We start from the raw sequence: 12,631 nt of genomic DNA, 5'->3' as shown, positions 1-12,631 counted from the left end.
GACGCGGCCCGCCCGTGCGGGCGGGGCCGCGGGTGTCACTTCTTCGGCAGCCACTGCTTCCAGGTCGCCTCGTTGGCCTTGACCCACTTCTCGGCCGCCGCCTCGGGGCTCATCTTCTCCCCGGCGATCATCTGCGCGACCTCGTTCTGCTGCTCGGTCGTCCACTTGAAGTTCTTCAGGAACTCGGCCGCCTCGCCGCCGTTCTTGGCGAAGTCCGCGTTGAGGAACTTCTGCAGCGGTGTGTTCGGGTAGGCGCACGCGATCTTCTTCGGGTCGGCGTCGCAGCCCTCCTTGTACTCGGGCAGCTTCACCTCGACGAGGTCGACCTGCGCGTTCAGCCACTGCGGGGTCCACCAGTACGTCAGGAAGGGCTTCTTCTCCTTCACGTACTTCTGGATGGCCGTGATCTGCGCCGCCTCGGAACCGGCGTAGTTGGTCTTCAGGTTCAGCCCGAGGTTCTTGATGATCGCGTCGTCGTTGGTGACGTAGTCGGGCGAACCCTCGAGGAGTTCACCCTTGCCGCCGCTCTCCGCGGTGGCGAACTCCTTGGCGTACTTGTCGAGGTTCTTCCAGTCCGTCACGTCGGGGTGCTTGTCGGCGAAGTACTTCGGCACGAACCAGCCGATGTGGCCTTCGACACCGAGGTCACCGCCCTTCACGACGGTCTTGCGGTCCTCGACGTACTGCTTCTCCTCCTTGGGGTGACCCCAGTCCTCCATGATCGCGTCGATGTCGCCCTTGGAGAGGGCGTCCCAGGCGAGCACTTCACCCATCTGCTGGGTCTTGACCTTGTAGCCGAGCTCCTCCTCCAGGATGTGGGACGCGACGGCCGTGTTGGCCTGCGCGCCGACCCAGGAGGGGACGGTCAGCTTCACGGTCTTCTCGCCGCCGGCCGCGTCCTGGCTCTTCCCGGTCTCCGCGGCGCTGCACGCGCTCAGGGAGAGCGCGCCGAGAGCGGCGGCGACGGCGACGGTGCGGAGGGTTCTGGTGCGGTTCATGGTGGTGCTCCTGCTGTGAGTGAGGGAGGTGAGTGGTACGGGACGGGCGAAGGCGCCGGAGTGCGGCGCGGGGCCGTTCAGCCGCGCTTGCGGGCCGGTTGAGTGATCCGGTCCAGTACGAGGCCGAGGCAGACGATCGCGACTCCGGCCGTCATTCCGAGACCCATCTCGCCGCGGGAGAGACCCTTGACGACGTCGTAGCCGAGGGCCCCGCCGCCGACGAGCGCGCCGACCACGACCACGGCCAGGACCAGTACGACCCCCTGGTTGACGGCGAGCTGGAGCGCGGGGCGGGCGAGCGGCAGCTGGACCCGGAGGAGTTGCTGCCGGGTGGACGCGCCGAGCGACCTGGACGCCTCCAGTGCCGCGGGGTCGACCTCGCGCAGGCCCTGGGCGGTGATGCGGACCACCGCGGGCAGCGCGTACACGACGGCCGCGACGATCGCGGAGACGCGGGCGACTCCGAAGAGGGCGACCACCGGAATGAGGTAGACGAACTGCGGCATCGTCTGCATGGCGTCGAGCACCGGCCGCAGCCAGCGTTCCAGTCGTCCCGCGCGGGCGCAGACGATGCCCGTCAGCACGCCGAGGACGAGGGTGACGACGAGCGCCGCGAGTACCTGGGAGAGCGTGTCGAGGGACTTCGTCCACACGCCGAGCACGCCGATCGCGGCCATGGCGAGGGTGGCGGTCAGTGCCGTCATCCAGGTGCCGACGAGCCAGGCCAGGGCGGCGACCAGCAGCAGCACCGCCCACCACGGCAGCGCGGTCAGGCCGTCCCTCATGGGGTTGAGGACCCACAGGGTGAAGTGCTCGGACCATGTCTCCGTGCCGCCGAGCACCGGGATGCCGGACGACAGGTTCTCGGTGATCCAGACCTGGGCCTTGTTGACGGGCGTGGAGATGGCGAACGTCCAGCCCTCCGGCCACGCCGTGCCGGCCACGAAGCGCAGCAGCACGGCCGCGACGACGCCGCCGCCTGCCAGCGCCCAGGCGGAGCGGCCGTGCAGCAGGCCGCCACCGGGTGTGCTCCGGCCGATCCGGTCGCCGGCGGCGGCGGTCGTACGGTCGAGCCAGACGGCGATCAGCACGATGGGGATGCCGGCGGCGAGCGCCTTGCCCACGTCCACGGTGGACAGGGCCGAGTAGACCTCCTCGCCGAGGCCGCCCGCGCCGACGAGCGCGGCGATGACGACCATCGAGAGCGCCATCATGATCGTCTGGTTGAGGCCGAGGAGCATCTGCCGGCGGGCCAGCGGCAGCCGGGCCGTCCGCAGCCGCTGCCAGGGGCTCGCCCCGAGCGACGTGACGGCCTCGAGCACCGCGGGGTCGGCGCCGCGCAGACCGAGCGTGGTCAGGCGCGCCATCGGCGGGGCAGCGTAGATGACGGTGCAGAACAGGGCTGCGGGCGTGCCGGTGCCGAAGACCAGCACGAACGGCAGCAGGTAGGCGAAGGCCGGCAGCACCTGCATGGTGTCGAGCACCGGCCGCAGCAGGCGGTCGACCCGGTCGGAGAGCCCGGCGGCCAGTCCGATGACCACGCCCAGCAGCGCGGCGCAGGTCACCGCCACCACCATCAGGGCGATGGTGAGCAGGGTGGCGTCCCACATGCCGAGCAGCCCGCACACGGCGAACGCGCCGAAGGCCGTCGCCGCGACCTTGACACCGCTGCGGCCGAGCCCGGCCGCGCGCCAGGCGAACAGCACGCCGGCGGCGAACACACCGGTCCAGCCCATCGTGTCGAGCACGGTGTAGACGCCGCTGACGGCATCGGTGGCGGTGTTGGACAGGTGCAGCAGGAAGTAGAGGAACAGGGGGTGGCTGTCCCGGTTGTCGATGACCCACTTGTTGGCGTCGTCGAGCGGTCCGGAGATGTCGACGCTCAGCGCGCCGGGCCACGGGCCGCTGCCCCACACGACCGCCGAGAGCGGTACGAGGACGGCCGCAAGCGCGGCGAGCACCAGCAGCTTGCCCTTGACGGGATGACGCATCACGTCCTGGAAGGACCCTCCCGTGGCGGGACGGCCGGCCTTTGCGGGCGCCTTCGTCTTCTCGGGTGCCGTGTCGGGAGCGTTGTCAGGAGTCTTGCCGGAAGCGGGAGCGGTGACGGCTGCGGTCATCGCGGCCACCGCCCCTCGGTCGCCCGGTGGAGGCACGTACGCGTGGTGCGTGTCATGCGGCCACCGCCTTGCCGCCGGGTACGCCGGCGACCACGCCGAGCAGCGCCGCGTGGTCCACCACCCCCAGGCACCTGCCGTCCTCGACGACGCGCGCGGTCTCGCCGGTGCGGGCGACGGCCTCGATGGCCTCGAAGACGGTCGCCCCGGGGGCGAGCGCCGGGCCGGCCTCCGCCTCCGCCGCCAGGGCGGGACGCATGGCCGTCCGCACGGTCATGACCTGCTCGCGCGGCACATCGCGGACGAAGTCGCGCACGTACTCGTCGGCCGGCTCGCCGACGATCTCCTCGGGGGTGCCGAGCTGGACGATCCGGCCGTCGCGCATCAGCGCGATCCGGTCGCCGATCTTGAGCGCCTCGCTGAGGTCGTGCGTGATGAAGACCATGGTGCGGCCCTCCTCGCGGTGCAGCCGCACGACCTCCTCCTGCATGTCGCGGCGGATCAGCGGGTCCAGCGCGCTGAACGGCTCGTCGAACAACAGGACTTCGGGGTCGACCGCCAGCGCCCGCGCCAGGCCGACGCGCTGCTGCTGGCCGCCGGACAGCTGGCCCGGCCGGCGGGACTCCATGCCCTCGAGGCCGACCTTGGCGACGAACTCCGCCGCCCGTTCCCGGCGTTCCGCGCGGCCGACGCCCTGGATCTCGAGTCCGTAGGCGACGTTGTCGAGCACCGAACGGTGCGGCAGCAGCCCGAAGTGCTGGAACACCATGGACGCGCGGTGGCGGCGCAGTTCGCGCAGCCGTCCGGCGTCCATCGACATGACGTCCTCGCCGTCGATGGAGATGGCGCCCGACGTCGGCTCGATCAGCCGGGTGAGGCAGCGCACCAGCGTCGACTTGCCGGAGCCGGACAGGCCCATGACGACGAAGACCTCGCCCTTGCGGACGTCGAAGGAGACGTCACGCACGGCGGCGGTGCAGCCGGTGCGCTCCCGCAGGGCGGCGGCGTCGAGGGCCCCCAACTCGGGGTCGGCGGGCACCCGGCCCGCCTTCGGGCCGAAGACCTTCCACAGGTCGCGTACGGAGAACACAGGTGTCGGCGGCGTACTCATCAGGCATTACCTCCCAGCAGGTCCGCGCATTTCTCCCCGACCATCAAGACGGTGATCATCGGGTTGACGGCCGTCATCGTCGGGAAGACGGACGCGTCGGCGATCCGGACGCCGGTGAGGCCGCGGATCTTCAGATCGGGGTCGACGACGGCGAGTTCGTCGTCGGCCGCACCCATCCGGCAGGTACCGGCGGGGTGGTAGACGGTGTGCGCGACCTTGCGCGCGTACTCGCTGATCTCCTCGTCGGAGGTGACCTCGGGGCCCGGGCAGACCTCCCGCTTCAGCCAGCCCGCCAGCGGCTCCCGCTTCGCGATCTCACGCGCGATCCGGATGCCGTCGACGAGCGTTCGACCGTCGTAGTCGTCCTCGTCGGTGAAGTACCGGAAGTCGAGGGCGGGTTTGACCTCGGGGTCGGCGCTGGTCAGGTACAGGCGGCCGCGGCTGCGGGGCTTGGGGATGTTGGGGGTCATCGACACGCCGTGCGCGGGGCGTTCGTAGCCGAGGCGCTCCGGGTTGTCGGTGAAGGGGATCTGATAGAAGTGGAACATCAGGTCGGGGCCCGCGGACGCGGGGTCACGCCGTACGAACAGCCCGGCGTCGCTGTCCATCGCGGAGTTCTCCGGGATGGGCCCGTGGGTCTCCCAGACGATGACCGACTCGGGGTGGTCGAGCAGGTTCTCGCCGACGCCCGGCAGGTCGTGGACCACGGGTATGCCGAGCCTCTCCAGGTCGGCGCGCGGCCCGATGCCGGAGTGCATCAGCAGCCGGGGCGTGTCGACGGCGCCCGCGCAGACGAGCACCTCGCGGCGGGCCCGTACGGTCCGCTCCTCGCCGTCCTTGGCGCGTACGTGCACCCCGGTGGCGCGGGTGCCGTCCAGCTCCAGCCGGTACGCCCAGGTCTCCAGGGCGATGTGCAGGTTCGGCCGGTCGAGGAAGGGGTGGAGATAGGCGACGGACGCCGACGAGCGCTTGTTGTTCTCGGGGTGGTAGGCGAGGTCGAAGAAGCCGACGCCCTCGTGGAAGGGCTTCTCGTTGAAGCTCTCGATCCGCGGCACTTCGAGGGCGGTCCGGGCGGCGTCGACGAAGTCGCGGGCGATGGCGTTCCGGTCCGCCTCGTCGACGGGGACGATGTTGTTGCGCAGCTTGTGGAAGTACGGGTCCATGGCCGCGGCGTCCCAGCCCTTCGCACCGGCCCCGGCCCACTCGTCCCAGTCGGACGGCAGCGGCTTGAAGGCGATGAGGGTGTTGTGGGAGGAGCAGCCGCCGAGCACGCGGGCGCGGCTGTGGCGGATGTGCGAGTTGCCGCGCGGCTGTTCGGTGGTCGGGTAGTCGTAGTCGAGCTCACCGCCGAGCAGGCCCATCCAGCGCCGCAGGGTCAGCACGTCGTCGCGGCCGACGTCGCTCGGGCCGCCCTCGATGACGGCGACGGTCACGCCGGGGTCCTCGGTGAGCCGGGAGGCGATCACCGAACCGGCGGTGCCGCCGCCGACGACGACATAGTCGTACTCGTGAATGTGGTCGGTCATGGTGTGCTTCCCTGCCTCAGCCCGCGAACCAGCGCACGGGGCGCGGGGCGAGGTTCTGGTAGATGTGCTTCGCCTCGCGGTACTCGGCGAGGCCGGCGGGCCCCAGCTCACGGCCGGTGCCCGACTTGCCGAAGCCGCCCCACTCCGCCTGCGGCAGATAGGGGTGGAAGTCGTTGATCCAGACGGTGCCGTGCCGCATCAGCCGCGCCATCCGGCGTGCGCGTCCGGCGTCGGACGTCCAGACGGCGCCGGCGAGGCCATATTCGGTGTCGTTGGCGAGGGCGAGTGCCTCTTCCTCCGTGCGGAAGGTCTCGACCGTCAGGACGGGGCCGAAGATCTCCTCGCGGATGACGCGCATGGAGCGGTGGCAGTGGTCGAGGACGGTGGGCCGGTAGAAGAAGCCCGGCCCCTCCGGCCGCTCGCCGCCCGCCCTCAGCACCGCACCCTCGGCCAGGGCGGAGGCCACGAACTCCTCGGTCCTCGCGAGCTGCTGGGCGGAGACGAGGGGGCCGCACTCGACGCCCTCGTCGGTGCCGCGCCCGAGGCGGATCTTCTCGGCCCTGCGCGCGAGTTCGGCGACGAACCGCTCACGCAGCGACTCCTCGACGATGAGCCGCGAGCCCGCGGAGCAGACCTGCCCGCTGTGGATGAACGCGGCGTTGAGCGCCTGGTCGACGGCCGTGTCGAAGCCGTCGGGCGTGGTGCAGGCGTCGGCGAAGACCACGTTCGGGTTCTTGCCGCCGAGTTCGAGGGCGACCTTCTTGACGCTGTCGGCCGCGGCACGGGCGACCTTCGTGCCGCTGACGAGCCCGCCGGTGAAGGACACGAGGTCCACGTCGGGGTGTTCGGCCAGCCGGGCGCCGACGGGGTCGCCCGCGCCGGTGACGATGTTCGCGGCGCCGGGCGGCAGTCCCGCCTCGATCAGCAGCTCGATCAGGGCCACGGTGGTCAGCGGCGTGATCTCGCTGGGCTTGATCACCAGGGTGTTGCCCGCCGCGAGCGCGGGGGCAATCTTCCAGCTGGCCTGGAGCAGCGGATAGTTCCAGGGGGTGATGAGCGCGCAGACGCCGACGGGCTCGTGCACGACCACGCTGTGGATCTCGTCCGACCCGGCGTCGACGACACGGCCGCCGCTCTCGTTCATGACGAGGTCGGCGAAGTAGACGAAGGCGTCGCGTACGCAGTCGACGTCGACACGCCCCTCTTCGAGGGTCTTGCCCGCGTCCTGGCTCTCCAGCGCGCCTATCTTCTCCCGGTCCCGCTCGAGCAGGGCCGCGACGCGTCGGAGCAGCGCGGCCCGCTCCGCGACAGGGGTGCGCGGCCAGCTGCCGTCGTCGAACGCGGCCCGCGCGCAGGCGACAGCGTCATCTGTGTCGGCGACACCGCCCTCCGCCACGACGGCGAAGACGCTCCCGTCGACGGGGTCGATGATGTCGCGGGTGGCGCCGGAGAGCGCGAAACGCCACTCCCCGCCCACATGGATGGTCTGATGTACTGCCGACACGTTACGTTATGGCCTTTCGTTCCCGTTTTGTCCTCCACCGGTCACACCCCGGCGATCTGGCCGCCTGCCCCCGGAACCAAGAACCATGCGGAACGGTTCACCGAACGTGACCCGGCTCACGAAGTACCGGTGCCGCCCGGGCCCCGGGAACGCGACGGGTCAACACGGGCATCACGGGGCGAATGTGACCGGGGCCACCGCCCGCCCGACGCCGTGATCGGTCGGCCTCGTAGGGTCAGGTACATGACCGCGAAGTTCAGTGATCCGTTCCTCAGCCTCACCGAGCAGCACGCCGCCTGGGGCGCGGAACAACTCGAGACGTTCAACGAGTTCATGCCGGTCGGCGAGTGGAGTGCCGACCTCGGACAGTGCCTGTACCGGCAGTCCGGCCGGGAGCTTAGGATCTCGCTCCTCGGGACCTTTGACGTCAACGAGCATTCATGGCTGTGGGCCTGGGCCAACCCCGGCTTCGCCGGCTCGCCGGTGGTCGCGGCGGCGGAACGGCTCCGCGCGTACGGGCAGGCTCGCGGCCTGAGCGAGTTCACCGAGGAGCTCGTCCCCCTCGCCGCCCACGACGACCCCCGCCGCGCCGTCGAGACCCTCGCGTTCACGGCGATGGGCGTGCTCGGCGCCGCCGGGTACATCGGCGTACAGGCGAGCGCCGACGGCCGCGCCTACATGGTGACGGACGATCCGCAGGTCCCCCGCGCCGAACCGGACGCCATCACCATGCCGCGCGTCCTGCTCACCGGCGCGGGCCTCGTCGGCGGATCCGCACGCCGGGTCGTCTCCGGCTACTTCGGCCACCACGACCTTCCGCAACGCCGCACCGAGGACCGGATGAGCGCGGGTCTCCCCGACGGAGGCACGGTCGACGTCCTCTTCGACGATCTCGACCGGATAGCCTCCGTGCACGTCAACACGGGTGCGCCCGCGCCCGCTTGACGCGGACCAGCACGACGCACGACGCACGACGAACGGCGCACGACAACGGGGAGCATGAAGTGGGACCGATCACCGAGCTGGCGGAACGGCTCGTCGCCGCGGACACGGGCGGCTGGGGCACGGAGGGACTTCGGGCCATGGCCGCCTCGCTGGGCTGGACCTGGACCGAGGACGCCACAGGGCCCGTCCTCGGCACCGGCCCGGCGACCGGCGAGGCCCGGCCGATCCGGGCCGGGACGTACGAGGAGCGCTACACCAATGGCGAGGAGTACGTCGGGCTGGTGATCCCGGTGGGACGGCCCGCGCCCGGTGACGCGGCCCAGGCGGCTGCCTTCGCGGCCGTGCGCGAGGAGCTGACCGCCGCACTCGGCAAGGCGCCGGTCATGGGCTCGCACGGCGAGACGGGTCCGTTCTTCACGAGCGGCCCCCTATGGGGCAACCCGTTCCTGCGCTGGCGCGGCGAGCCGAACACGCTGGAGCTGCGCGCCGGGAAGAACGGTCCCGAGCTGGTGCTGCAGCCCACCGACCCGGCGGAGAACTGGTTCTGGCGCCAGGGGATCGGGGAGGAGCACTCGATCAGCGGGTACTTCGGCCACCGCCGCGACCCGGCCAACGCCGGCCTGAACTTCCCCGGCGGCTGGTCCGCCCGCAGCTGGGCGACGGTGACCTCGTCCCTGGCGGATTTCCTCGGCCCGCTGCCCGCCGAGACGGTCGCGCTCGGCGTCGGCATCGGCATGCCGGTCTACGGCCGCACGGAGAACGGCGCGCCGCTCCTCTTCGACATCGCCTGCGGCGAACGGCTCTCGATCGCCTGCTTCGCCGACGACGACGCCACCGCGGCCTCCCTCGGCTGGGGCACGGTCGCCGATCACCCCGCCACCGCCGAGAGGTGGGACGACGACGACCCGGTCCGGCGCGTCGACGCCGGCGGCCCCGGCGAGCCCAAGGGCCGGGCGCTGGCGGAGATGCTGGTGGCCACGGCGAAGGCGGTCGGCGTGCGGGAGCCGGCCGGCCTGATCGTCGGCGGTGAGGGCACGTACGTGGGCGACTACCGCGTCACGTACTACGGTCTGGGCCTCGCCACGGGCTGAAGGCGGCGGTCGGCCGGCCGGTGGGCGCGACAACGCCCAGGACCCCCGCGCCGGTTGCTCTCCGCCCGGCGGCCCTGCTGCCAGGGGAACTGAGCGGCCGTCCCGGCCGTCCCCATGATCAGACCATCAACACAGAAGCGAACAAAGGGGCCCGCATGGCGGTCACGCTGGGCGAGGAGATCATGCTGCTGTCGCTGGACGACGAGTCCGGTGCGGCGAAGGACCGGCAGTCCGCCGGATGGGCCGTGGCGGGCGGCATCCTGCTCGACCTGGTCATGGCCGGCCGGGTCTCGGTGGACGACGGCCGGGTGCGTGTCACGGACCAGGCCCCCACCGGTGTCCCCCTCCTCGACGGCCGCCTCGAGCAGCTCGCGGCCTGGGCGGGCCGCAGGCGCAGGCCCCCGAAGGTCACGGAGTGGCTGACGAAGGACCACTCCAAGGCCGTGACCGCCACGGTCGAGAGCCTGCGCGAGCGCGGTCTCGTGGCGGAGGAGCAGCACAAGGTGCTGGGGCTCTTCCCGGTCAAGCGCTACCCGGAGGCGGACGGGGACGCCGAGCGCGAGCTCCGCGAGCGCCTCACCGCCGTCGTCCTCGAAGGGAACGACCCCGACGACCGGACGGCGGGTCTGATCGCACTGATCCACTCGGCGAAGCTGCACCGCATCGCCTTCCCCGGTGTTCCGCGCAAGGAGCTCACCGCGCGGATGTCCGAGGTCTCCGAGGGCCAGTGGGCGGGTGACAGCCTCCGTAAGGCCATCCACGACATGCAGGCGGCGATGGTCGCGGTCACGGTGCTGACGGCGGCCGCGGCGGCGGGCTGACGCCCCGGCAGGTTCCTCACCGGCCCCGCACCGAACCGAAATCCGTTGTCCGCCGGCCCGGCACATGGCTAACGTTCGATCTCATCGACGTGTAGCTCAGCAGCAGAGCGCCGGGCTCGGGACCCGGAGGGCGCGGGGGCGGAACCCGCCACGTCGGCTTATGAACGAGAACGCTGAGAAGCAGCCACTCATCGCAGCGCCGTCGTACGCGTCCGGGCAGTTGACGAAGGCCTTCACCACCGCGCTGACGCACCAGGACGCCGGGACACGCACCCGCGCGCAGCAACGGATGCGGCGCTGGCGTGACGTGCTCGACGGGATGGCCGACGGGCGGCTGCGGATCGGTTCCCGCACGCCGGTGGCCGGCTTCCCCTCCTGGGTGACCCCCGAGGTCGTCCACGGCGGCTTCGCGACCGGCGGCGCGGCCGCGGGCGGCCCCCTGCTGCCGTACGAGACGGAGGCCGCCCGCGAGGCAGGCGTGCCCGCCGACCGCAGGGCGCTGTTCGACCACTTCCTGACCGAGCCCGGCCTCGTCACTCTGTGGGACCTGCTGGACAGCGGGCGCTACTCGGTGGCCGTGCCGGAGGAAGCGGCGCTGCTCACGGTGGCGTGGCTGGTCCGCGCCGGCGAGGTGCCGCGGGCGCTCGAACTCGTCGGCGTCCTCGAGCCGTTCGCGGGCCGGCTGCGGTTCCTGCCCCGGCCATCGGACGTCCCTGCGCCGGACACCCTGGCCGTGCACCGCCGTACCGTCGCCGACGTCGGCCAGGCACTCGCCCGCCGCGGGACGAACACGGCGGTGGAGACCCAGCGGGAGGCGCTGACCGTTTGGCTCCCGTTCACGGACGAGCTGCTCGCGCACTGGCTGGAGACGACGGGACCGGGTGAGATCCCCGCGGACGGCGACTGGCTCGAGCGCGGCGCGGAGCTGCTGCGTCGCTACCGGCTGCTGGCACAGGAGCACACGCTCTGCGGCAAGCACCGCCGCCCCAAGGAGAACCTGGCGGTGCTGCGGGACGCGCTGGAGGAGGCCGTCGCCGGGCGGCCGCTGGAAGCCCGCCGGCTCGGCCTGCTGCGGCACGCCGTCACCTCCATGGTCCGCAAGCGCGGCACGCCCGGCTCCGAACGGCACACCGCCCTGCGTCACCGGCAGGCGGGCCAGGCGGCGCTGCCTTCGCACCACGCGCTCGCGCAGGTCGTGCTCCGCCGTCTCTCCGGTCTGCCCCAGCACGTCGGCGCGGCGGACGTCGCTCCGCTCGTCACCCCTGTGACGCAGCAGGAGCACAGGGACACGGGCCTGCCCGCAGGCGCGGAGATCCCCGCGGCGATCCGTCAGGTCGTCGAGGCGGCGCTCAGCGCGCCGATCGGAACCCTCGTGGAACGCGGCGTGGTGCCGTCGGCCGAGGTGCTGGCCGAGCTCGTGCCGCAACTGGTCGCCGCGACCACGGCGCAGGCGTACGAGGACGAGTCGCTGCGCACACTGATGGCCGCGGTCTACCGGGCGTTCCGCAACCGGCGCTCCCTGCTGCTGCTCGACCTCGAGCGGCAGGTCCGGATCGAGGAGCTGCCCTGGGTACAGGCGGTGGCCGACCGGCGCGAGAGCGGGCCGGCCACCGAGGAACCCGCTCTGACCGCGCTGCGCCGACTCGGCGAGCTGGCCGTTCAGGCGTTCCCGGGCACGCTGCTGCCCAACCCGCTGGTACGCGAACTCGGCGTGCTCGCCCGCCAGGCGGACCTGGGCGCTGCGCTGGTGGAAGAGCTGGCCGCGGACATCTTCATGGGAACGTTCGGCCCGAAGTTCCTCCGGGCCGCCAGGGACGCCGCCGAGCTGCTGCGCGGCACGCTGTACGAGCGCTACTACGGGATCGACTACGCCGCCGTCCGCAACATGGCCGTCCTCGAGGCCGGCGAGGCGCTGACACGGTCGTACGGTGCACGGACCTCGCCCGGCTTCGCGAGGCTGTGCACGGAACGGGCCGGCCCCGGCGGGTACGGCTCGGTGGCGGCGAACGGGAAGATCATCGAGCAGGCGCAGATCCTCACCACCCACAATCTCGCGACGCTGGTGCTGCGCGCCGGGATCCTGCCGGAACCCGGCTGGGCGGATCTGGCATGCCGCTGCTTCCGCACCGTGTGCGTGCTGACCGCGCGGGTCCAGGGCAACCCCCGCCCGCTGGGGACGATCAAGGACGCGGCGTACGCCTGGCGGCAGATGCTCTTCCACCTGTCGCTGTGCACGGCGGACGAACAGCAGCGGGTGCTCGGTCAGCTGGACGATGAAGCGGCTCGTCATCCTTGGCATGTCGCCGCCCGCCTCGCCCCGGCGCTCGCGGGGCTGGGCCTGGTCGTCGGCGGTGGGAGTTTCGACGCCGACGGTACGGCGGACGGCGGCCGGGCGCGGCGCCTGCTCGGCTGGAGCACCGACGGCCACTGGCTGCGGCCGGACCCGTCGCCGAGTGCGCGGCTCAACCCCGGCCACCTCTGAGCCGCCGGGCCGGGCAGCCGTCGCGCGTGCCTGGCC

Annotated in this window: 9 protein-coding genes and 1 tRNA gene; 5 read left to right on the top strand and 5 right to left on the bottom strand. The window is 72.0% G+C overall.

Annotation, left to right across the window (positions count from 1 at the left end):
• Window positions 1-35: 35 nt before the first annotated feature.
• From ACWGH4_RS19760 to ACWGH4_RS19740, 5 genes are all read right to left on the bottom strand, one after another.
• Window positions 36-998: an ABC transporter substrate-binding protein gene (locus ACWGH4_RS19760; RefSeq protein ID WP_453462407.1), complete on the bottom strand. Its 963-nt coding sequence runs from the start codon at window positions 996-998 to the stop codon at window positions 36-38.
• A gap of 77 nt (window positions 999-1,075) precedes the next feature.
• Complete coding sequence (locus tag ACWGH4_RS19755; protein WP_453462404.1) at window positions 1,076-3,118, bottom strand: ABC transporter permease; 2,043 nt, start codon at window positions 3,116-3,118, stop codon at window positions 1,076-1,078.
• Between the two features lie 52 nt (window positions 3,119-3,170).
• Entirely contained in the window at window positions 3,171-4,226 is a 1,056-nt protein-coding gene (locus ACWGH4_RS19750; RefSeq protein WP_453462401.1) for a quaternary amine ABC transporter ATP-binding protein, read from the bottom strand.
• Window positions 4,226-5,752, bottom strand: a complete 1,527-nt coding sequence (locus ACWGH4_RS19745) for a GMC family oxidoreductase (protein ID WP_453462398.1) — start codon at window positions 5,750-5,752, stop codon at window positions 4,226-4,228. Before ACWGH4_RS19745 ends, ACWGH4_RS19750 begins: the two co-directional genes overlap by 1 nt.
• Before the next feature lie 16 nt (window positions 5,753-5,768).
• On the bottom strand, window positions 5,769-7,256 hold the full coding sequence (locus ACWGH4_RS19740) for an aldehyde dehydrogenase family protein (RefSeq protein WP_453462395.1): 1,488 nt from the start codon (window positions 7,254-7,256) through the stop codon (window positions 5,769-5,771).
• Window positions 7,257-7,499: 243 nt separating this feature from the next.
• Here ACWGH4_RS19740 and ACWGH4_RS19735 point away from each other — a divergent pair, with 243 nt between their 5' ends.
• The 5 genes from ACWGH4_RS19735 to ACWGH4_RS19715 all read left to right on the top strand — a co-directional run bounded on the left by ACWGH4_RS19735 (window position 7,500) and on the right by ACWGH4_RS19715 (window position 12,595).
• On the top strand, window positions 7,500-8,201 hold the full coding sequence (locus tag ACWGH4_RS19735; RefSeq protein WP_453462392.1) for a DUF6882 domain-containing protein: 702 nt from the start codon (window positions 7,500-7,502) through the stop codon (window positions 8,199-8,201).
• A gap of 59 nt (window positions 8,202-8,260) precedes the next feature.
• The gene (locus tag ACWGH4_RS19730) at window positions 8,261-9,292 is read left to right on the top strand and encodes a hypothetical protein (RefSeq protein WP_453462389.1); all 1,032 of its coding nucleotides are present in this window, start codon (window positions 8,261-8,263) and stop codon (window positions 9,290-9,292) included.
• Window positions 9,293-9,447: 155 nt separating this feature from the next.
• Window positions 9,448-10,113 carry a GOLPH3/VPS74 family protein gene (locus ACWGH4_RS19725; RefSeq protein WP_453462386.1) on the top strand — a complete coding sequence of 222 codons (666 nt, stop codon included), beginning with the start codon at window positions 9,448-9,450 and terminating at the stop codon, window positions 10,111-10,113.
• Window positions 10,114-10,198: 85 nt separating this feature from the next.
• Window positions 10,199-10,270 (top strand) — tRNA-Pro (locus ACWGH4_RS19720).
• A 3-nt stretch (window positions 10,271-10,273) separates the two neighbouring features.
• Entirely contained in the window at window positions 10,274-12,595 is a 2,322-nt protein-coding gene (locus tag ACWGH4_RS19715; RefSeq protein ID WP_453462383.1) for a hypothetical protein, read from the top strand.
• Window positions 12,596-12,631 lie beyond the last annotated feature (36 nt).

The organism is Streptomyces sp. NPDC054847 (assembly GCF_053610925.1).
The sequence above is the reverse complement of the archived record's forward strand: the minus strand, read 5'-3'. Positions and strand labels throughout refer to the sequence as shown.

Bases quoted from the DNA above. Each gene is read 5' to 3' on its own strand.
- ACWGH4_RS19725 (WP_453462386.1), top strand. From the start codon at position 9,448: ATGGCGGTCACGCTGGGCGAGGAGATCATGCTGCTGTCGCTGGACGAC.
- ACWGH4_RS19750 (WP_453462401.1), bottom strand. From the start codon at position 4,226: ATGAGTACGCCGCCGACACCTGTGTTCTCCGTACGCGACCTGTGGAAG.
- ACWGH4_RS19760 (WP_453462407.1), bottom strand. From the start codon at position 998: ATGAACCGCACCAGAACCCTCCGCACCGTCGCCGTCGCCGCCGCTCTC.
- ACWGH4_RS19745 (WP_453462398.1), bottom strand. From the start codon at position 5,752: ATGACCGACCACATTCACGAGTACGACTATGTCGTCGTCGGCGGCGGC.
- ACWGH4_RS19735 (WP_453462392.1), top strand. From the start codon at position 7,500: ATGACCGCGAAGTTCAGTGATCCGTTCCTCAGCCTCACCGAGCAGCAC.
- ACWGH4_RS19715 (WP_453462383.1), top strand. From the start codon at position 10,274: ATGAACGAGAACGCTGAGAAGCAGCCACTCATCGCAGCGCCGTCGTAC.
- ACWGH4_RS19755 (WP_453462404.1), bottom strand. From the start codon at position 3,118: ATGACCGCAGCCGTCACCGCTCCCGCTTCCGGCAAGACTCCTGACAAC.